The sequence below is a fragment of the Cryobacterium luteum genome, from assembly GCF_900110125.1.
Taxonomy (GTDB): Bacteria; Actinomycetota; Actinomycetes; order Actinomycetales; family Microbacteriaceae; genus Cryobacterium; species Cryobacterium luteum.
In genome coordinates this window covers 237,360-258,043 of sequence record NZ_FOCN01000001.1, presented here as the reverse complement: position 1 = coordinate 258,043, position 20,684 = coordinate 237,360, and the positions used below count along the sequence as shown (strand labels likewise).

General features: G+C 65.2%; 17 protein-coding genes, 3 tRNA genes and 1 pseudogene. 16 read left to right on the top strand and 5 right to left on the bottom strand.

What is annotated here, in order from left to right:
* Window positions 1-1,242: an isochorismate synthase gene (locus BMW72_RS01215; RefSeq protein WP_422386316.1), complete on the bottom strand. Its 1,242-nt coding sequence runs from the start codon at window positions 1,240-1,242 to the stop codon at window positions 1-3.
* 100 nt (window positions 1,243-1,342) lie between these two features.
* On the opposite strand from BMW72_RS01215, the gene ubiE reads away from it, so the two are divergent.
* From ubiE to BMW72_RS01200, 3 genes are read left to right on the top strand one after another with little or no spacing between them, the layout of a single operon-like run.
* Window positions 1,343-2,044, top strand: coding sequence for a bifunctional demethylmenaquinone methyltransferase/2-methoxy-6-polyprenyl-1,4-benzoquinol methylase UbiE (ubiE, locus tag BMW72_RS01210; protein WP_092106427.1), 702 nt, complete (start codon window positions 1,343-1,345; stop codon window positions 2,042-2,044).
* Between the two features lie 22 nt (window positions 2,045-2,066).
* Entirely contained in the window at window positions 2,067-3,137 is a 1,071-nt protein-coding gene (locus tag BMW72_RS01205; RefSeq protein WP_241983971.1) for a polyprenyl synthetase family protein, read from the top strand.
* Window positions 3,138-3,197: 60 nt separating this feature from the next.
* On the top strand, window positions 3,198-4,580 hold the full coding sequence (locus BMW72_RS01200) for an FAD-dependent oxidoreductase (protein ID WP_092106425.1): 1,383 nt from the start codon (window positions 3,198-3,200) through the stop codon (window positions 4,578-4,580).
* A 212-nt stretch (window positions 4,581-4,792) separates the two neighbouring features.
* On the opposite strand, the gene BMW72_RS01195 is transcribed toward BMW72_RS01200, so the two are convergent.
* Complete coding sequence (locus BMW72_RS01195; RefSeq protein ID WP_092106423.1) at window positions 4,793-5,281, bottom strand: YajQ family cyclic di-GMP-binding protein; 489 nt, start codon at window positions 5,279-5,281, stop codon at window positions 4,793-4,795.
* A 126-nt stretch (window positions 5,282-5,407) separates the two neighbouring features.
* Here BMW72_RS01195 and BMW72_RS01190 point away from each other — a divergent pair, with 126 nt between their 5' ends.
* From BMW72_RS01190 to BMW72_RS19465, 8 genes are all read left to right on the top strand, one after another.
* Window positions 5,408-6,637, top strand: coding sequence for an efflux RND transporter periplasmic adaptor subunit (locus BMW72_RS01190; protein WP_092106421.1), 1,230 nt, complete (start codon window positions 5,408-5,410; stop codon window positions 6,635-6,637).
* The gene (locus tag BMW72_RS01185) at window positions 6,630-7,349 is read left to right on the top strand and encodes an ABC transporter ATP-binding protein (RefSeq protein ID WP_092106419.1); all 720 of its coding nucleotides are present in this window, start codon (window positions 6,630-6,632) and stop codon (window positions 7,347-7,349) included. The genes BMW72_RS01190 and BMW72_RS01185 overlap by 8 nt, the downstream gene beginning before the upstream one ends.
* Window positions 7,346-8,578 carry an ABC transporter permease gene (locus BMW72_RS01180; RefSeq protein WP_092106417.1) on the top strand — a complete coding sequence of 411 codons (1,233 nt, stop codon included), beginning with the start codon at window positions 7,346-7,348 and terminating at the stop codon, window positions 8,576-8,578. The genes BMW72_RS01185 and BMW72_RS01180 overlap by 4 nt, the downstream gene beginning before the upstream one ends.
* Window positions 8,579-8,638: 60 nt before the next feature.
* Complete coding sequence (locus BMW72_RS01175; protein WP_092106415.1) at window positions 8,639-9,487, top strand: hypothetical protein; 849 nt, start codon at window positions 8,639-8,641, stop codon at window positions 9,485-9,487.
* Window positions 9,480-11,399, top strand: coding sequence for an HlyD family efflux transporter periplasmic adaptor subunit (locus BMW72_RS01170; protein ID WP_166787768.1), 1,920 nt, complete (start codon window positions 9,480-9,482; stop codon window positions 11,397-11,399). Before BMW72_RS01175 ends, BMW72_RS01170 begins: the two co-directional genes overlap by 8 nt.
* 114 nt (window positions 11,400-11,513) lie before the next feature.
* Window positions 11,514-11,598: transfer RNA gene (locus BMW72_RS01165), tRNA-Tyr, on the top strand.
* 79 nt (window positions 11,599-11,677) lie between these two features.
* On the top strand, window positions 11,678-12,514 hold the full coding sequence (locus tag BMW72_RS01160; protein WP_092106411.1) for an inositol monophosphatase family protein: 837 nt from the start codon (window positions 11,678-11,680) through the stop codon (window positions 12,512-12,514).
* A 182-nt stretch (window positions 12,515-12,696) separates the two neighbouring features.
* Window positions 12,697-13,881, top strand: coding sequence for a M23 family metallopeptidase (locus tag BMW72_RS19465; protein WP_092106409.1), 1,185 nt, complete (start codon window positions 12,697-12,699; stop codon window positions 13,879-13,881).
* A gap of 227 nt (window positions 13,882-14,108) precedes the next feature.
* Here the strand turns inward: BMW72_RS19465 and BMW72_RS19460 are convergent, their stop codons facing one another.
* Window positions 14,109-14,891, bottom strand: a complete 783-nt coding sequence (locus BMW72_RS19460; protein ID WP_166787767.1) for a GTP pyrophosphokinase — start codon at window positions 14,889-14,891, stop codon at window positions 14,109-14,111.
* Entirely contained in the window at window positions 14,888-16,588 is a 1,701-nt protein-coding gene (locus BMW72_RS01145) for a glycoside hydrolase family 13 protein (RefSeq protein ID WP_092106407.1), read from the bottom strand. Before BMW72_RS01145 ends, BMW72_RS19460 begins: the two co-directional genes overlap by 4 nt.
* 128 nt (window positions 16,589-16,716) lie before the next feature.
* Between BMW72_RS01145 and BMW72_RS01140 the strand changes: the two genes are divergently transcribed.
* The 3 genes from BMW72_RS01140 to BMW72_RS01130 all read left to right on the top strand — a co-directional run bounded on the left by BMW72_RS01140 (window position 16,717) and on the right by BMW72_RS01130 (window position 17,412).
* Window positions 16,717-16,788 (top strand) — tRNA-Thr (locus tag BMW72_RS01140).
* Between the two features lie 31 nt (window positions 16,789-16,819).
* Window positions 16,820-16,893, top strand: a tRNA-Met gene (locus BMW72_RS01135).
* A gap of 234 nt (window positions 16,894-17,127) precedes the next feature.
* Window positions 17,128-17,412: a hypothetical protein gene (locus BMW72_RS01130; RefSeq protein WP_092106405.1), complete on the top strand. Its 285-nt coding sequence runs from the start codon at window positions 17,128-17,130 to the stop codon at window positions 17,410-17,412.
* 23 nt (window positions 17,413-17,435) lie between these two features.
* Here the strand turns inward: BMW72_RS01130 and BMW72_RS19455 are convergent, their stop codons facing one another.
* Window positions 17,436-18,050, bottom strand: coding sequence for a DUF4232 domain-containing protein (locus tag BMW72_RS19455; protein ID WP_166787766.1), 615 nt, complete (start codon window positions 18,048-18,050; stop codon window positions 17,436-17,438).
* Between the two features lie 545 nt (window positions 18,051-18,595).
* On the opposite strand from BMW72_RS19455, the pseudogene BMW72_RS01120 reads away from it, so the two are divergent.
* Together BMW72_RS01120 and BMW72_RS01115 are read left to right on the top strand one after the other, a co-directional pair.
* Window positions 18,596-19,252, top strand: a pseudogene (locus tag BMW72_RS01120) (PDDEXK nuclease domain-containing protein).
* A gap of 531 nt (window positions 19,253-19,783) precedes the next feature.
* Window positions 19,784-20,479 (top strand): hypothetical protein, encoded by a 696-nt coding sequence (locus BMW72_RS01115; RefSeq protein ID WP_092106401.1) that lies wholly within the window; start codon window positions 19,784-19,786, stop codon window positions 20,477-20,479.
* Window positions 20,480-20,684: the final 205 nt, after the last annotated feature.

Below are 20,684 nucleotides of genomic sequence, written 5' to 3'. Positions count from 1 at the left end.
TCAGCCGAAGGCCTCGACGATCGGGCGAAACTTCATCTTCGTCTCGGCCAGCTCGCGTTCCGGGTCGGATTCGAGAACGATGCCACAGCCGGCGTACGCCGTGATGCCGCCGGTCGGAGCCACCTGGGCGCAGCGCAGGGCGATCGCCCATTCTCCGTCGCCGTCGGCGCCGACCCACCCGACCGGGCCGGCATAGCGGCCACGGTCGAAGGGTTCGAGCTCGCGAATGAGGCTCAACGCCGTGTCGGTGGGGGTGCCGGCGACCGCAGCAGTGGGATGCAGCGCGGCGATCAGGTCGAGAGAGGTCGACCCGTCACTCAGGGTGCCCTCCAGATCGGTCGCCAGGTGCCAGAGGTTCGGCAGTTTCACGGTGAAGGGAATCTCGCTCGTCGCCAGCACCGAGGTGTGCGGTCGCAACGACTTCAGCACGCTCTGCACGGCGAATTCGTGCTCGTCGCCGTCCTTCGACGATGTCGCGAGGGTGAGGGCGGCCTCGCGGTCGTCCTCAGCATCCGCTCCCCGCGAGATCGTGCCGGCGAGAACGCGGGCGTTGACCGAACCGTGGTCAGCCCTAATGAGGGTTTCCGGGCTCGATCCGATCAGTCCGTCGACGGCGTAGGTCCAGCAGTCCGGATAGCCGAGCGCGAGCTTCGTGATGGCGCGGCGCAGGTCGGACTCGGCCGGCACCCGCCCGACCAGGTCGCGGGCGAGCACGACCTTGTTGACCTGCTGGGCCCGAATACGCTCGATGCCCGAACTGACCGCTGTGAGAAAGTCGTCTGGAGGCAGTGCGCCCGGCAGCAGCGCGATGCGATACTCGTCGCCGAGCGGATGCAGCACGAGCGGGTCCTTTGCCATCGATTGCTCCGGGGCGTTCTCGCCCGTCGCCCAGATGCGCGTCACCCAGCACTGTCCGTCTTCTCGGCCCACGATGATCTCGGGCACGATCAGCACGCTGGCCTCGGTGGAGGACTCGTCGAAAGCGAACGCACCGAAAGCGAGCAGCCCGGTGCCGGTGCGGGTCAGCGGGTCGGTCACGGTGGCCAGCGCGACGACCTGTTTCCACGCGGCCGCGGCATCCGTCATACGGGTGGGGCCGGAGAATTCCAGTCGCAGCGCGCAGCCGATGCCGGCCAGGCCCTGGTTACGACGCATCCAGAGCAGGGGCGCGCGGCCGTCGAGCAGCAGAATCAGTTGGCGGATATCGGCTATCGGGGAGGTTTCGACCGTCAAGGCCTGCACATTCACCTGTACAGCCTACGCCCGCGCCACTGCGGCCACGCGAATGCGGGCCCCGGCAACTGTGCAGGTTCGGCGGGCCCACGCAACCTAGAATGATGGGGTGAATAGAGCAGACCTGAACAAACGGCCCGCGCAGGTGGCTGCCATGTTCGACGAGGTCGCCGCCCACTATGACCGCACGAACGCGTTGCTGTCGGTTGGCAACGCGTCGCTCTGGCGCCTCGCAACGACCAAGGCGGTCAATCCGCAGGCGGGCGAACGCATCCTCGACATCGCCGCCGGCACCGGAACCTCCAGCGCCGCCCTCGCGCGCAGCGGTGCCCACGTCATCGCCGCCGACTTCTCGGCCGGCATGATCGAGGTCGGCCAGGCCCGGCACGCGCACAACGCGAACATCGAGTTCGTGCAAGCCGACGCCACCGCGTTGCCATTCAAGGACAACGAGTTCGACGCCGTCACCATTTCGTTCGGGCTGCGCAACGTGGTCGAACCGAAGAAAGCTCTCGCCGAGTTCTACCGGGTGACCAAGCCCGGCGGCCGCGTCGTCATCTGCGAGTTTTCGACACCGCCGCTGACGCTCGTGCGCCAGAGCTACTTCGCCTACCTCAACCACGTCATGCCGCGGGTTGTTCGGCTGGCCTCATCGAACGCCGAAGCCTACGACTACCTCGGCGAATCCATCGCGGCCTGGCCGACCCAGCCGGTACTGAGCGGATGGCTGCGCTCGGCCGGATATTCTGCCGTCGCCTACCGCAATCTCACGCTCGGCATCGTGGCCCTGCACCGCGGTACCAAGCCCTGACCGACTCGATAGGCTTACTTACGTGAAATCCAGAGCCCCCGTGACGCGACGCAGCGCGTCGGTGACCAGCCAAGCGGGCCTCGGCGAACGTATTTTCTCCACTTCCGCCGACCGCGGCCTGGCGGCGAACATCGACGCCGGCATCGAACAGGTCGAAGCGGCACTCCTCAATGAGCTCGTCTACGCCAACGAAATCGCCACTGTCACCAGCCGGTACCTGCTCAACGCCGGCGGCAAACGAGTGCGTCCCATGCTCGCGCTGCTCACCGCGCACCTCGGCGACGGTGTGGTGCCCGATGTCGTGACCGCGGCGTCGGCCATCGAACTGACCCACCTGGCCTCGCTCTATCACGACGACGTCATGGACGACGCCGACAAACGCCGCGGGGTGCCCAGCGCACAAACGGTGTGGGGCAACTCCGTCGCCATCCTCACCGGCGATCTGCTGTTCGCCCGCGCCAGCCAGCTGATGGCCCGCCTGGGCGAACGTGCCATCAAACTGCAGGCAACCACCTTCGAGCGCCTCGTGCTCGGCCAGTTCCAGGAGACGGTCGGCCCCCGGGCCGGCGCGGACCCGGTCGAACACTACATACAGGTGCTCGCCGGCAAGACCGGTTCGCTGATCGCCGCCGCCGCCCAGGGCGGCGTGGTGTTCTCGAACGCCCCGGCTGAGTACGAGCAGCCCGTCGTGGACTTCGGCGAGAAGATCGGTGTGGCCTTTCAACTCATCGACGATGTGCTCGACCTCTCCCCGCAGCCGCAGGAGACCGGTAAGGTGCCGGGAACGGACCTCCGCGCCGGAGTCGTCACGCTGCCACTGCTGCGGCTGCGGGAACGCGCCGTCAGCGACGGGGCATCCGCTGATCTGCTGGAACGGCTGGAACGCGACGTTATGACGGACGGTGCTGAGCAGGGCGAGGCCGCTGATGCGGCGATCACCGCGCTGCGCGAGCACGCCGTCACCGCCGAAACCCTTGCCGAGGCACACGGCTGGGCCCGCGACGCGGTCGCGGCCCTCGGTCCGCTGCCGAACGGCTCGGTCAAGAAAGCCCTCACCCGATTTGCCGAGTCCATCGTCGAGCGTTCCAGCTAGACGCCATTCGAGAGCTGGCCAGGGCCTGGACCCGATGGTTCGCCCAGTAAGGAATCTTTCGTGACCAAATTGAGACTGGCCATCGTCGGCGCAGGTCCGGCCGGCATCTACGCCGCCGACATTCTGCTCAAGTCCGAGCGCAACTTCGAGGTTTCGATCGACCTGTTCGACCACCTGCCGGCGCCGTACGGACTGGTGCGCTACGGCGTCGCCCCCGATCACCCCCGCATCAAGGGCATCATCACCGCGCTGCGCGGTGTGCTCGACAGCGGCGACATTCGCGTGTTCGGCAACGTGCGGTTCGGCGTGGACCTCACGCTTGACGACCTCAAGAAGCACTACAACGCGGTCATTTTCGCGACCGGTGCCGTGCAGGACGCAGACCTCAACATTCCGGGTGCGTCCCTTGACGGTTCCTACGGCGCCGCCGACTTCGTCAGCTGGTTTGACGGGCACCCCGACGTGCCGCGCACCTGGCCCCTTTCGGCCCGTGAGGTCGCCGTGATCGGCAACGGCAACGTTGCCCTCGACGTATCCCGCATGCTCATCAAGCACGCCGACGACCTGCTTCCGACCGAGATTCCCGCGAACGTCTATGACGGGCTGAAGGCGTCACCGGTGACCGACGTGCACGTTTTCGGACGCCGCGGACCGACATCCGTCAAGTTCACGCCGCTGGAACTGCGCGAGCTCGGCGAGCTGAATGACGTGGACATGATCGTCTACGACGAGGACTTCGACTACGACGAGGCCGCCCAGGCTGCCGTGGCCAGCAATAAGCAGGTTTTCGTGATTGACAAGACGCTGAATCAGTGGCGCGCCCGCGAGACCGGCACGGCCAGCCGCCGGCTGCACCTGCATTTCTTCGCCAAGCCCGTCGAAATCGTCGATGACGGCACTGGCCGGGTCGGTGCTTTTCGGTGGGAACGCACCAGAACGGACGCCGCCGGCGGCGTTGTCGGTACCGGTGAGATTCGCGAGATCCCGGTGCAGGCGGTGTATCGGGCGGTCGGCTACTTCGGGTCGGAACTACCCGACGTGCCGTTCGACAAGAAGCGTGGCGTGATTCCCAACCGCGAGGGCCAGGTACTGCGCCGCGACCCTTCGGCCGGCACCGGCGGGCTGTTCAACCAGCAGATGTACGGCGTCTACGCGACCGGGTGGATCAAGCGCGGCCCGGTGGGCCTGATCGGCCACACCAAGAGCGACGCGATGGAGACGATCAAGCACCTGATCAACGACCTCGGCAACTGGTGGCGCCCCGAATCGCCGTCGGAGGAGAGCATCGTGGCGCTGCTCGATGCTCGCGGCGTTCGCTACACCGGCCTCGACGGCTGGCACAACCTCGACCAGCACGAGCTCGCGCTCGGCGAGGCGGCTGGCCGCACCCGCATCAAGGTCGTCGACCGCGACGAAATGGTCACCGTCTCCCGCGCCGAGTAGCCCCCGCTCCGGCAGCAGATATGGCCGCGCTGAGCATCCGTTTGGCGGGTCCCCGCGTGGCTAATTCAGGAAATACGCCAAGACCGGAAGCGGCTACCCGCGAAACAGTGCGGCCGGCTTGGGTGCGGCGACCGGATCTCCTGAATTAGCCACCAGCGCGCGGTGCGTTGCTGCTGAAAGCGGATGCCGCAGGCTGGCCACGGCGCCAGCGGTTAGCGGAAGTTCGTGAACTGCAGGGCCACGTCGAGGTCCTTGCCCTTGAGTAGTGCCATCACGGCCTGCAGGTCGTCACGGCTCTTCGAACTGACCCGCAGTTCGTCGCCCTGGATCTGGCTCTTGACGCCCTTGGGGCCCTCATCGCGAATGATCTTGCTGATCTTCTTCGCGTTCTCCTGGTCGATACCGGCCTTCATCGACGTCTCGATGCGGTACTCCTTGCCGGAGGCGAACGGCTCGCCAGCATCGAGGCTGCGCAGCGAGATGCCGCGCTTGATCAGCTTGGCCTCGAACACCTCAAGGATCGCCTTGACGCGCTCCTCGGTGTTCGCCTTCATGAGCACCTTCTCGCCGCTCATCGCGATCGAGGCTCCCACGTTTTTGAAGTCGTAACGCTGGGCGACTTCTTTGTGCGCCTGGTTGAGGGCGTTGTCGACCTCCATCGGGTCGACCTTGCTGACGATGTCGAATGTTGAATCTGCCATTCCCCCATGGTATCTGACAGTCGCTCATAGCCGATTGATAGGCCACGGATGCCTTGGGCATAGACCGCCTGCTTAGGTTCGCCTGAGTGGCACAGGCAAGAGTGTGTCGAATACACGAGGAGAACAATGAAACTCAGGCAGTTTCGCATCCGCATCAGGAGAATGAGAGCCCGCTGGTGGGTGCTGAGCGCCGTCGTCGTGCTTGCCCTGGCCGGCGGCGGCGCGTGGTGGATCATTGCCGCCCAGACCGAGAGCGCCGTGGCCACCCCCGTCGCCCAAACCGTGGCGGCGAGCCTGGAGACCATGGAACAGAGCGTTTCGGCTTCCGGCACCCTCACCCCGACCGTGCAGGAGGAAGTCTCCTTTGCCGCCTCCGGAACCGTCACCGGGGTCAACGTGCTGGCGGGAACGGTCGTCGCGGCCGGTGACGTGCTCGCCACCGTGGACACCCTCACCGTCGACGCCGAAGTGCTCGCGGCCCGGGCGACCCTCGCGAGCGCCGCGGCCAAGCTGACGGACAGCCAGGATGCCAGTGACGGCAGCACGGCCGCCCTGGCCCAGATCGCCGCCAACACCGCGAGCGTCACCACCGCCCAGAACGCTGTCGACGAGGCCGTGGCCGCTCAGAACGCCGTGACCCTCACGGCACCGGTCGCCGGAGTCGTCACCGTCGTGAACGTGGCCGTCGGCGATGTCATCTCGGCGGGCACCAGCAGCAGCGGGGCCGGTACCGCAGCAGCGGGCGCAACCGCTGCCGCCGGAACCGGCGGCACGACCACCGCCAGCACGGCCGCCTTCACCATCGTCGGCACCGATTCCTGGACCGTCGACCTCACGGTGGGTGAAGCGGATGCCGCCCTCATCGCCGCTGACAACCAGGTCGAACTCTCCCTCGACGATGGAACCGCCTTCTTCGGAACCGTCTCCGAGATCGGCCTGCTGCCGTCCACCACCACGGGTGTCGCCGCCTTCCCGGTCGTTGTTGCCGTCACTGGAGCCACCGACGGACTCTACGACGGCGTCGCCGTGACCGCGGCCATTGTGTACGAACGCCGTACCGCCGTGCTCACGGTGGCCAGCGCCGCCGTGACCAGCGTGGATGGGGCATCCGTTGTGACGCTGAAGAACGCGGACGGCACGGAGATCTCCACACCGGTCACCGTCGGTGCCACGGTCGGCAACCTCACCGAGATCACCGCGGGGCTCGCCGCGGGCGATGAGGTGGTCGTGGCCGCGTTCACCCCCGGCAGCGGCAATGCCGGCACGACCGGCACCGACCGCACTTTTCCCGGCGGGGAGATGCCCACCGGCGACTTCCCGGCCGGTCAGATGCCCGGAGGCACGAACAATGGTTGACCCGACTCCAACGGATGCCCCCGTCATCGAATTGCGCGGCGCCGGCAAAACCTACCGCTCCGGAAGCATCGAATTCGAAGCCCTCAAGGGCATTGACCTGGCCATTCACGAGGGCGAATACGTCGCCATCATGGGGCCGTCGGGGTCGGGCAAATCCACGATCATGAACGTTCTCGGCTGCCTCGACACCCTCACCCGCGGCGAATACCGCCTCGGTGGCACCGACGTGAACGACCTCGACGAGGTCGATCTCGCCGCGATTCGCAACCGTCAGATCGGGTTCGTCTTTCAGGGATTCAACCTGCTCTCGTCGCTGCCGGCCTGGCGCAACGTTGAACTACCGCTCATCTACGGGGGGGTACCTCGGAACGAGCGCAAGGAACGTGCCGAGCAAGCACTCGTGAGGGTCGGGCTGGGCGACCGGTTCGAGAATCGGCCAGGTGAACTCTCGGGTGGGCAGCAGCAGCGCGTGGCCGTGGCCCGCGCCCTGGTCGGCGAACCGACCATGATTTTGGCCGACGAACCAACGGGAAACCTCGACTCGGTCTCGACGCAGGACGTGCTCGCCCTGTTCGACGAACTGCACGCCCGCGGCCGCACCATCGTGCTCATCACGCACGAACTCGAAGTCGCCCGCCGGGCTGCCCGCATCGTCTGGGTACGCGACGGCGAGATTCTGCGCGACGAGTTGAACGAGGACGTTGCCGCATGAACTGGCTCGAATCATTCCGCACGAGCTGGAGCGCCGTCTATTCCCACGCCCTGCGCTCGACCCTCACTGTGCTCGGCATTTTGATCGGTATCGCCGCCGTCATTCTCACCGTCGGCCTCGGCCTCGGCACCCAGAAAGACGTCAGCGCGCAGATCAGCTCGCTCGGCAGCAACCTGCTGATAGTCGCCCCCGGCAGTAGCACCGACACATCGGGTGTGCGCGGTGGCTTCGGCTCGAGCTCGACGCTGACCAGAGCGGATGCCGACGCGCTCGCGTCGAGCGTGAACGCCCCCGACATTTCCGGGGTCGCCGCCGAGAAAACCACCTCGCTGTCGCTCGAAGCGAACGACACCAACTGGACGACCTCCGTCACCGGAACGACCGCCTCGTGGCTTGATGTGCGCGCCCGCACCCTGAGCACGGGTGAGTTCATCAGCGCCGAAGACGACGAGACCTCCGCCGCCGTGATCGTGCTCGGCTCGGAGACCGCCGACGAGCTGTTCGGCACCCAGCGGGTCGTCGGCCAGTCGGTGGTGATCAGCGACAAGCCCTTTCAGGTGATCGGTGTGCTCGACACCGCCGGGTCGGACTCGTCAGACAACCTCGACGATCTGGCGATCGTGCCGTTCTCCACCGCGGCGAGTGTGCTCGTCGGCGGCACCGAGAGCGCCGCCGTGTCGACCATCTACCTGCAGGCAGCCAGCGACGGGCAGCTCTCCGCCGCCTACCAGGAGGCCGAAACCCTGCTGCTGAACCTGCACTCGATCACCGACAGCACCGCCGCTGACTTCTCGATCAGCAGCCAGGACGCCCTGGTCAGCACCGCAACGGCCGTCTACGAAACCCTCACCATTCTGCTCACCGGCGTGGCCGGGCTATCCCTGCTGGTCGGCGGCATCGGGGTCATGAACATCATGCTCGTCTCGGTCTCGGAGCGTACCCGAGAGATTGGCCTGCGCAAGGCCCTCGGGGCGCCGCCGGGTGCCATCCGCCGCCAATTTTTGATCGAGGCGGCCATCCTCGGCCTCAGCGGCGGACTGCTCGGCGCCATACTCGGCGTTACTGCGGCCCTGCTGTTGCCGGGGGTGATCGGCAGTTCGATCGTCGTCTCGCCGGCCGCCGTCGCGCTGTCCATCGGCGTCGCCATCGTGATCGGTGTGAGCTTCGGCGTCTACCCGGCCACCCGGGCCGCCCGCCTCGCGCCCATCGATGCGCTGCGCAGTGAATAAGACCTGCGCCAGGACTCGGCGCTCCATCATTTTTCCCTCCAACGAAATGAGATCACGGTCATGTTGAAATCCACCCTCAAGCGTCGCGCGGTCTTCGCCGGCGGCGCGCTCGCCCTCGGCGGCATTCTGCTGCTCTCGGGCTGCTCGGCCACCGCCACGACGGCAGCTCCTGCTGCCACGACCGACACGTCGACCACCCAGCAGGCGCGAGTCGCGCCCGGCGTGACCGGGGAGGTCGCCGCCCTGGCCGATCTCGGTTTTCAGCTGCAGGACAGCGAATCCCAGACCGCGGTGACCTACACGACGGCCACGACCTTCACCTCGACGCTCGCCGCGGCACTGGGCGACGTCACCATTGGCCAGTGCGTCAACGTTTTCAGCGCGGCAGCGGCCGACGGAACGGATGCCGCAAGCGTTGCGACCACCGTCGTCGTCACGGCTGCGGTTGACGGGACCTGCACCGCGGGTCTGGGCGGAATGGGCGGAGGAATGCCCGGTGGCGGAACGCCGCCCACCGACCTGCCCGCCAGCGCCGACGGTACCGCCCCGAGCGGCATGCCGACCGGTATGCCCACCGATATGCCAACGGATGCCGGCGGCTTCGGTTCTCGAACCAGCGGCCTGGTCACCGCGGTCACCGCGACCAGCATCACGGTCGACTCGACCGACGCTGAGGGCGCCGTGACGACTGAAACGGTCACGGTCGACGACACGACCAGCTACACCGCGACATCCGCTTCTGATGCGACGGCCGTTGCCGTTGGACTGTGCGCGACGGCCCAGGGCGAGGCCGACGACAGCGGATCCTTCGCGGCTACCACGGTGGCCCTGTCCGTGGGCGGTGCTGACGGCTGCGTGAGCGCCATGGCCGGCCCCGGCGGCCGAATGAATGGTGCGGCGGATGAGTAAGCGCGCGGCGCCGGCAACCACTGTGAACCGGGAGCCTTTCGCCACGGCGCTTCGCGCCACCCGGCAGAGGCGCCGGCGGTTGCTCGCCGCCGGAACGGTCACCGCGGTAATCGTCGCCTCGGGCGGGGGAGTGGCCTACGCCGTAACCCGCACACCGGAAGGGGACTACCGCACGGTCGCGGCCGCGCTCGGCTCGGTCAGCGAATCGCTCGACCTGGTCGGAACTCTGGCCTCGGCCAGTCGCAGCGATGCGTCGTTCTCGGTCGCCGGCACGGTGAGCGGCGTCGCCGTCAGCGTGCGCGACACGGTGACCGCCGGGCAGACGCTCGCCACCCTCGACGTGGCGAGCCTGACTGACGCGATCGACGAGGCCCAGGCCAACGTTTCCACCGCCCAGGTCACTCTGGAGAACGACCTCGAGTCGCAGACGGCCGCCACCACAACGGCCAGCACGGCATCAACCACGGATGCCGCCGCCACAGCTGCCACGCCCGCCTCGTCGGGTGCCGCGTCGACATCGGCGAGTTCGTTGGGCACGGGCACGGCTTCGACCGGAGCTTCGATCGCCGCCACATCGACCGCCGTTACGGAGGCCATCAGGGCGGTCGGTGCCGCCCAGGCTGCCTTGCTCACCCACTACGACACGGCCGTGACCGCGCTCGCCGCGACTCAGCAGACCATCGCCGCGACGACCGACGTGTGTCTGCCCCTTCTTGAGTCCGCACTCGAGGACGCCGCCGCGGATGAGGCTGCCACCGACGCCGACGAGCCTGCCGCCACGGTCACCGACGGAGCGACCGGAGCGACCGACGAAACGACCGAGCAGACCGTGCCCCTGACCGCCGCGGAGAAACTCGCGGCGGCGAAACTTGCCCTCGCCGACTGCCAGAGCGCCATCACCGCCGTGCTAGCCGGCCAGACGGCGACCAACGAGGCCCAGGCGGGCGTGCTCACGCTCGTCGACGACCTGAACCGATCGGTCAGCGCCCTGCAGAAGGCGGTCGCCGCTGCGAGCGCTCCGTCGTCATCTACTGCCGCTCCCAGCACCGTTGCGTCGGGTTCGACGAACGCGACCGCCGAATCAACGGCCACGTCGGCAGCGAGCGGGGCCGGGGCATCCGCTGCAATTTCGGGTACCGGCGCAGCCACGGGCGGCGCGACCACCACGGTCGCCTCGGCCGAAACGATTGTGGCCGACCAGGCCGAGATCGATTCGGCCGTCGCCGAACTGGCGATCGCCGAGCACAACCTCACTCTGGCCACGCTGACCAGCCCGATCGCCGGCACCGTCGCGGCCGTCGATCTGGCGGTCGGTGACTCCGTCTCGGCGTCGTCGTCGACCGCGGTGATCACGGTGATCGGCGAAAATGGCTTTGTCGTAGGCACGAGCGTTTCGCTCACCGACATCGCCGGGGTGGCCGTCGGCCAAAGCGCCCACGTCGCCGTGGCGAGCGTCGGCGACGAGTTGTCCGGAACGGTCAGCTCGATCGGCATGCTGAACGTGTCGACGTCGTCCACACCGTCATACACGGTGCACATCGCCCTCGACAACACCGACCCCAACCTGCTGAACGGTGCCTCGGCCGCAGTCACCGTGGCGGTGGCCAGCCTCGACGAGGTGATCACCGTGCCGACCTCGGCGGTGCACCTGGCCGCCTCGATCTCCACGGTCGATCTGCTCGAGAACGGCGTCTCCACGAGCGTCGAGGTGACGGTCGGCGCGGTCGGCTTTGAATTGACCGAGATCACGTCGGGAATCGACTCCGGTGACCGGGTGATCCTGGCCGATCTGAATTCCGCCATCGCCAGCACCGCTACCCAAACCGAGAGCGGGCTCAGTGGCCTCGGCGGCGAGACGTCGGCTGAGACGCGCACCCCGCCGGCCGGCATGGGCGGCCCACCCGCCGGGTAGCGGATGCGCCTCATCAAGAAGCACGGCCACGGCTGATTTCTCGGTGGGGCGTTTCGTCTTGTATTGTTAACCCCGCGTCTCCGGTCAAGTGATTACACCTGGTCGGGAGCGCCTGGCGAGTTACCCAAGCGGCCAAAGGGATCTGACTGTAAATCAGACGGCGTAGCCTTCGTGAGTTCGAACCTCGCACTCGCCACCAACAGTAAAGCAGTTCAGAAGGACAGGCAGGCCCCCGGGCCTGCCTGTCCTGGTTAAGCCCCGCCCTGTAGCGTGAGGGCATGACGCATCCTGCCCCGACCGGGCTGCTCGACCTCGCGCGCACCATCGCCCTCACCGCCGGGGCGCTCGCCCACCGCCGCCGCTCGGAGGGGGTCGAGATCGCCGCTTCGAAGTCCTCACCCGAAGACATCGTTACCGCGGCCGACCGCGAAGTCGAGCTGCTCATTCGCGGCCTGCTGGCCGATGCCCGGCCGAACGACGGCTTCTACGGTGAAGAATCCGACGCGACCAGCGGCACGAGCGGGCTCACCTGGGTGGTCGACCCCATTGACGGCACCGTCAACTATCTCTACGGCATCCCGTTCTACGCCGTCAGCGTCGCCGTCGTGCAGGGTGATCCCGACCCGGCGACCTGGAACGCCCTTGCCGGCGCGGTCGTCAATCCAGCCCTCGGCGAGGTTTTCACCGCGTCCGACGGCTCCGGTGCCTGGCTGGGCGACAAACGCCTGCACGTCAATCACGACGTCTCGCTTTCGCTCGCCCTGGCGGGCACCGGCTTCGGCTATGAGGCGACCCGGCGGGTGTGGCAGGCAAATGTCGTTGGCGGTCTCATCGGCCAGGTGCGGGACATCCGTCGGATCGGTTCGGCCGCTCTCGACCTCTGCTCGGTCGCCTGCGGACGACTCGACCTCTATTTTGAACGTGGCTTGAACCCCTGGGATCACGCCGCCGGCGCCCTGATCGCTCGCGAGGCAGGCGCTCGAGTGGGCGCTCTGCAAGCGGATGCCGAGGGTCGCGACCTGCTCATCGCCGCCGCTCCCGACCTCTACGCGCAGTTCGAGCCGGTGCTCGCCGGGCTGTTCACACGCTTCCCAGTCGACCCGCAAGCCCGGTGAGGTAACGCCCATTTACCCCCATTCGGGTGTGATCGGTCACTTTCCTCTGGTATTCTCAGGGTTGAGCGCTATCCTTAATCAATTCGTTATATTGGCTTGCCGTCTTTTGGCGTTTTCCAGTACGAGTACCCGATCCCGTCCGCTACGCCGAAAGCTGCATTTTGTCACGTCACACTCCATCTTTGGACACCTCCGTGTCCGGCGAGAGTGACGGTACCGTATTTCCCCCAGCTGAACCGGCAGCTCTCACCCGTCGCGAGCTGCGCGAGCTGCGCGAGCGCGAGCGTGTTGCCTTCTCCCAATTGGCTCCGGTCGACGAAGATGTCGTCGATGTTGTTCGACTCAGCCCTGCCGCCGACCTGATCGTCGCTGCCGATCTGACCGAACCCGACCTCGAGCCGGCCGTCGTCACCGAGACCGACCGTGTCGTCGCCGCCCTGCCGATCGCCGACGCTGAGCCCACCGACTACGAGAAGCTCCTGGCTCCCGGCATCGCCCCGTCGATCCCGACGGTGATTCCTGCTGCCGGAGACCGCCCGCACCGCCGCCAGCGCATCGAGCACAAGCCCGGCGAGACCTTTGCCCCCGCGCGCAAATTCGTTCCGGCCGCGGCACTGCCCCGCCGTACGCCCCGCGCACGGCCAGCGGGCAGCACCATGCGCAAGCGCGCAGCCAAAGGCGCCTCGATCCTCGCCATGTCGTTCGTAGCTTTGATGGCCGTGGCTACCTCGCTTCCGGCGGAGGCGCTGCTGTCCTCGCAGGACGTGCAGGCATCCGTTTTGGAAGCCCAGCGCGTTCTGCCGGCCGACGAGGTACAGAGCATGAATCTGGCCGGCGGCGATACCGTCACGGTCGAGCGTGACGGTTATGAGTCGAGCACCGTCGCTGAGGTTGCCGCAGCCAGCGGTATCCGAATGGAAGACACCTTCACCAACAACCCGAACGGCACGATTCAGTGGCCGTTCGCCGTCGGCGTGCACATCGGTGACCAGATCGGCTACCGCAACTGTGCCGGCTGCTCCGTGAACCACGGCGGCCAGGACTTCAATCCGGGCGTCGGTGCGCCGATCCAGGCCATCGCCGACGGCGTGGTCAGCTACGCCGAAGACGGCGAGGCCAGCCTCGGCGTGCACATGATGATCGACCATATGATCAACGGCGAGCTCGTCACGAGCGTGTACGCCCACATGATCCACGGATCGATGCTCTTCAAGGAGGGCGACGTGGTCAAGGTCGGCCAGGTCATCGGCAAAACCGGCAGCACCGGAATGTCGACCGGACCGCACCTGCACTTCGAGATTCGCCAGGGCGGAATCACCGGCACCAAGATCGACCCGCTCGCCTGGCTCTACGCCAACACCAACTAGCCGCGGCCGGTGGGCCAATGTCATGGTGGCTGATTCAGGAAATCGGACCAGCGAGCGCTGGGGTGCCCCGTGTTTCCCAGGTTTCAACTGGTCGCTCGCCTCAAATTTCCTGAATTAGCAACCGAGGGCGGCCTCGTTGGTGGCGAGAGCAGGCATAACGAGCACGAAAATGAGTGAGTTATGCGGGGTGGGTGTTGGCGACCCGCTCGAGCGAACCTGTCCAGGGGCTATTCCGGCTCGGTGCGGCCGCGCATAAAGGAATCGAGCAGGCCCTTCGGCAGCGGAAACGGCGGGAGTCCGTCGAAACTGAACAGGTCGGCGTCGTTGGGATCGACGCTTTCGAGCGCCACGACCTGGTCGTGCAGCAGTTCCATCTTCACGTCGAGGCGACTGGCGGCATCCGCTGCCTGCCGCAGGTCTTCGACGAGCGTGTCCGGCACGGCACCGTTGTATTTGTAGAAGATCTTATGCTCGAGGCTCGCCCAGAAGTCCATGGCGATGGTGCGAATCTGAATCTCCACGGTGACCGGCTGTACGCGGTCGGACATGAACACGGGAATCGCGACGATGAGGTGCAGGCTCTGATAGCCGTTCGCCTTCGGCTCCCGAATGTAGTCCTTCTCGTGCAGCACCGTCACGTCCCGCTGCCCGGCGAGGAGGTCCCGAATGCGATACGTGTCGCTGATGAAGCTGCAGGTGATGCGAATGCCCGCGATGTCCTGAATATTGTCGCGGATGCCGTCGAGTTCGAGCGGATATCCCTTGCGGATGGCTTTCTGTAGAATGCCTTCCGGCGACTTGAGCCGCGAGCTGACATGCTCGATCGGACTGTAGTCGTGGATCGAGCTGAACTCCTCCTTGAGAATGTTGATCTTGGTGAGCATCTCGTCGCTCGCGAATTTATACGACATCATGAACCGGGTCAGCTCGAGCTTCAGCTCGCGCATCGCGGCGATGCTCGCCAGCGCGCTGTTGCCGGTCTCGTCCGGTCGGCCTGCGGCGTCGGTCATGCCCGTGCTGAGCGCAACCAGACCGTCGCGTCTCCCGGTAGGATGCGTCCGACCAGGTCTTCACTGGCCAGCAGCACGTCACCGTCCGGCAGCTGAACGGATGCCGTCCCCGTGTTGGCCAGCACGGTCACGTCGCCGTTGCGGTACGCCACAACCTCGGGACCGAACCCGTCGAGCCAGACGACGGTACCGGAGGCCAGGGCGTGCTCGCGCCGCAACCGCAGCGCGAACTTGTACAGTTCGAGCGTCGATCCGGCCACGCCGTCCTGCTGGTCGCGAGCCAGCCCTGCCCACTCCTTCGGTTGCGGCAGCCAGCTCTTCGGCCCGGTGCTGAAGCCGAACGATTCACCGGCGGCTTCCCACGGAATCGGCACGCGGCATCCGTCTCGCCCGTAACGCTCGCCGTTCGTACGAAACCAGGTGGGGTCTTCGCGGGCGTCGTCGGGCAGGTCGACGGCCTCGGGCAGGCCGAGCTCTTCACCCTGGTACAGATAGCTCGAGCCGGGCAGCGACAGCATCAAAGCGGATGCCGCCCGCGCTCGTCGGAGACCCAGCGCCGGGTCAGGCAGCCCGACCGTTTTCGGACCGATACCGTGACCCTGCAGGTTGTCGCCGGTGAGGGCAAGCCGGGAGGCGTGGCGCACCACATCGTGATTGGAGAGCACCCAGGTGCTCGGTGCGCCCACGTTGCCGAAGGCTTCGAGCGACTCGTCGATGACGCTCTTGAGCTTCGCGGCGTTCCACGGGGTCTCGAGGTAGGCGAAGTTGAAGGCCTGGTGCATCTCGTCGGGGCGCACCCATTTGGCCATCTGGCTGAGCGGATCGACCCAGGCCTCGGCGGCGAGAACGCGGTCGCCAGGGTAGGCCGCGAGCACCCGGTGCCAGTCGCGATAGATCTCGTGCACGCCATCCTGCGCCCAGTACGGGGCGGTCAGCGGCGTCTCGGCGGTGATGCCCGGTTCCAAAGCGGATGCCGGTGCCCCGCCCATGCTGCCGCCCTCGGCGGGAGGCGTGTAATCGGGGAGGCCGGGAGCCTTGATCATGCCGTGCGCAACATCCACTCGAAAGCCGTCGACGCCGCGATCGAGCCAGAAGCGCAGCACCGCACGGAACTGTTCGCGTACCCACTCGCTGTCCCAGTCGAAGTCGGGCTGGCTGCTGTCGAACAGGTGCAGGTACCACTGGCCGGGGGTGCCGTCCGGATCGGTCGTGCGGGTCCAGGCGAGGCCGCCGAAGACGGACTCCCAGTTGTTCGGAGGCAGCTCGCCGTTCTCGCCCTTGCCGTCGCGGAAGGTGTAGCGTGCGCGTTCTTCACTGCCAGGGCCGGCGGCGAGCGCCGCCTGGAACCAGCCGTGGTCGCTCGAGGAATGGTTGGGCACGATGTCGACGATGACGCGAATGCCCAGGGAATGGGCGGTGCGTTGCAGCACCTCGAAGTCGTCGAGGGTGCCAAACAGTGGGTCGACGTTGCAGTAGTCAGACACGTCGTAGCCGGCGTCGCGTTGCGGTGATGTATAGAAGGGAGAGAGCCAGATGGCGTCGACGCCCAGTTCTTTGAGCTGGGGCAGTCGCGCGCTGATGCCGGCGAGGTCCCCCATGCCGTCACCGTTGGCGTCGGCGAAAGATCGCGGGTAGATCTGATAGATAACGGCGGTGCGCCACCATTCGGTTCCGGAAGTCAGATTGGTGCCAGTCATCCTAAAATGTTACGGCATTGCTGCTGGATGCCCCTAGCGAGGGAAAGTGGTCCGGACCTCGCTGTCGGGGTGATAAAGTTTCTAGGTTGCCAAAAACGCGGCATTGCTACTGTTTTTTTGGTTGCTCTGCCCCCTTAGCTCATTGGTAGAGCACTTCCTTGGTAAGGAAGAGGTAGTGGGTCCGATTCCCACAGGGGGCTCAGGCTTGGAAGCGAACAGCCGACAAGTCGCGGCGGGGTAGCTCAGTTGGTTAGAGCACACGGCTCATAATCGTGGTGTCGCGGGTTCAATTCCCGCTCCCGCTACACGGTATTCACTAAAATCGCCCCGGACTTCTGCGGAAGTCCGGGGTATTTTTTCGCCGATTTGCGGTTTTGCCCCCATCAACCCCGCAGATTGAAGTAGCGGGTTCCCCTGGTTTGATCGCTTCAACGGCCAATTTCCGACTGATTTTTCGTCCATCCATGCACCGGTGGAGACGAGAAAATTGGCGCGCGTCGAGGTGTCTTCTGCTCACTTCGTCAACCCCGCAGATTCAAATGGACGGCAGCAAGGAATTCATCGTTTCGGCCGTAGTGAGCTACTGGGCTACCGCTGGTATTACGATCGCCATTCAAATCGGACTGCTCGTGCGGGCACTCGTGCGGCGCCGTGGCGGCCTTGTGCTGATCGCGAGCGTGGCTGTGATCTTGACGGTGGGTGTGTCGCTGTTAGTGTCGGTTCCAACGATCGATTGGCGTCCTGATCCTCCAGCGACGACCGTCAACCCGGGCTATCGCCCCTGCTCCAGCGGCAGCGGCAGTGGCGATTGCATCGGCGGCTGAGTGTCGCTGCCTATGCGTTTGGATCAGAAGAGACTGGTCGCGCTGATCCACGACACGTTGTAGGTTGCGGGTGTGTTGCATACGGTGACGGGACTTTCCAGCGTGATGGTCCGCGATGAATCCCAATTGGGCGGACTCACGTAGGCCACATCGGCGACGGCGGTTTCACAGTCGTATGCTCCGGCATTGGTGAAGTGGATGGTGCTGTAGGCAGACGCCCCAGGAGCAAGTTGCACTTCCTCTGGCAGCCCGCTGTCTGCCGCGCGCTTCCCGACGACCGCCCCCGTAGCGCTGTCTGCGAGGTTGAAGATGGAAAGCGGTCCCTCGACCAGACAGGTGTCGCTCCTGGTATTAGTAAACGTGATCTCGGAGTAGAACGAACCTGCTCCGCTGTCCATCGGCTGTGCGGCGATCGAGATATCCAGGTTGTTCCCATCACATTCAGCGGCTCCGGCGGGCTCGGACTCCGCCGGAGCAGGCGTTACGGGCGAAGGGGAAGCAGACGGGGAGGCCGAACGATGACCCGTACTAGAGGGCGAAGGGACCGAAGTCCCTGCCGCACCGCTCACCTGGCCAGAGCAGCCAGTCAAGAAAAAGATGACGGTTAGTCCTGCGCAGAGCGCAGAAGTTTTCTTCATGATTTCCCCCGGTTGTCGTGGTGTCCATTGATGCATGTACCTGCGCTCTGCGACTAGGGACGGCGAGGTCCCGAAGTACGAGCAAAATCGCAACCCTGCGACCGCATATTTGCCGCACGCAGTCGCAGACGTTATCCACGACAACCGTAACGTGTCTCGGAACCTCAGTGCCTCATATAACCGATGGTTGGAAGACGGCCAGAGCCTCGAATTCGTGTCCCGTATGACGCAGGTGAGCGAGATTTCCTACAGGCAGGGTAAACGAGACAAGTTTGCTCAGGCGGGCGGCGGCGCCCAGCCTCCGCGGGGCTATTCCCGTTGGAGGTCCCCGTTGCTGACATGCCAATCAGTTGCATCCGGTTCGATCCTTAGGATGTTGAACAGGACCTGTGTTCCTTCAGTTTCAGAGCGCTGATTCTCGGAGGTTTTGTGGTTGGGATCGGTGTTGGGGGACCGGGATCATCTCCTCACACGGCGCGATGTTCGATTCTGCGGGCGGTTTGAACGAACCCGCATGCACTGGCCTGTGTTGCTAATAGGTCAGCATGCTGGGGGAATCCATCGGAACCCATCCCCGAGACGGAGATAGTCGAACTATGTACGCTCCCGCAAATATTCCAATTACCGTACGTCTCGAGCGGACCGGGTCGGCTCCGTCGAACTTCACCGAGCGGCTGGCGGCACCAGATTCCGAGTTGGCACGGCAGATCGCGAAGGATCCCTACGTTTTTGATTTTCTGGAATTTACCCGTGAAGCTGCGGAGTGCGATTTCGGACTTGCATTGACCAAGCGCATCGCTCAGACCCTCGCGGAGCTTGGTGCGGGTTTCGCATTCGTCGGCCGCCAAGTGCAGTTCGAGGTCGATGGGTAGGACTTCTATATCGAGTTGCTGTTCTTCCACGTACGCCAGCTCCGCTACGTCATCGTCGACCTGAAGGAGGGTGCGTTTGAGCCGTCCTTCACCGGGCAACTCGATTTCTACATCGCTCTGGTGGATGATCACCTGCGCTCGGACATGCACCGGCCGACGGTGGGCATCTTAATTCGCGGAGACAAGAGTGACCGTATTGTTCGATACGCGCTGAGCCAAGCAGGTTCGCCGATGGCCGTGGCCACATACACCTACGAGGCACTGCCGGCCGAAGAGCAGCAATCATTGCCGGACGCAAAAAAGCTGCTGGATGCCATCGCGGACGAATAGCTGGTAACCCTCAATTGTCCCACGGTGCGTGGGACAATTGGCGCTTCAGTTGGCCGGGTGGCGTGATGCTGATGGCTCATGACTATGTGCCTCGCGCTTGGTCTTCATTGCCGCGCATTCCCGTGCACGCCGGCGCCAGCGGACCTTCGAAAGTGGGTCAATATAGGTAACCAAAATGGCTGCGACCGGAGACGCTGCGTCGTCCGTTCCATCGATCTCGGCAATGGAAGATGACCAAGTGAGCTGATGTCGAATCTTTAGGTACTGTTTTCCACCAGGTGTCGCACGACGACGGTCTCATCAATCGTTCCATCAGGCCACCAGGACGGTGAAAGGGCATTCTCAAGCTGCGGAGAAAGTCAGCAGCGACCACTGTCGGGAATCTCGATTCGTGGATACCCTTCGCCGCGTGCGTGCGTGCGTGCGTGCGTGCGAATGAGGCCAATCCAATTGGCCTAGGGCTACGAACTGAAGTTGTCTCATTTAACCCTCGGGATCGTCCCGATGGGCGAGGTCACAAAGGAGTGAAACGTGAAGAAGAACATTAAACTGTTGCTCGGCGCGAGTGCAGCTGCGCTAATTGCTGTCTCGATGGGCGCTGCGCCGGCGTCAGCGCATGTCCCGAAATCGGTGCGCGGCAACGTGGTGCTGACCGCCCACCTCACGGAGCTCAACGACTCGGGTGCGTCGGGGAAGGCGTTCGCCGTCATTCGCGGCGAGACAATCCGGGCGATCGGGATCCGCGCCAAGGGTTTGACGCCCGATGCTCCCCACGCCCAGCACATCCACTACGGCGAACAGGCCATGAATGAGTGCCCCACACTGGCGTTGGACAGTAACGGGGACGGAAGGCTCAACACGGTCGAGGGCGTTCCGGCCTACGGACCCGTCGTGGTGTCCCTGAACACTCGAGGAGACACCACGCCGGCCAGCTTTCTCGACGTTTCCCGGTTCCCCGTCTCGAAAAACGGCTCCTATAACTATCTCCGGACCAACGTGAGCTTCACTGACGTGGCGGGAACCGGATACCCGGGAGCCGAGGGGCTCGGCACCGCCGCGCAGATCTCCGAGGCCATCCGTGATGGTGAAGGTGTTGTCGTGATCCACGGAAACGACTACGACGGCAATGGAACCTACAACCTCAGCGATCCCGAGGGCGTAAGCGAGCTCGACCCCGCCCTCCCCGCCGAGGCAACCGACCCGGTCGCCTGCGGAGTCCTGCACTAGCTGAGAACGTCCGGTCAAGGCTGAGGTCCAGGCGCAGTGCGGGCACGCACAGTGACGCACGACCTGGACCTCATCCTTCGACACAATGTCAAAATCGCCAGGTCTGCTCCGGCGCACTCAAGCGGGTAGTAGTGCTGGTCGCTCGGGTCTCACGGCTTTCGCCTTCACGTTTCCGCTGTTCCTCGCCATGCGCGAGCGCGCTCTG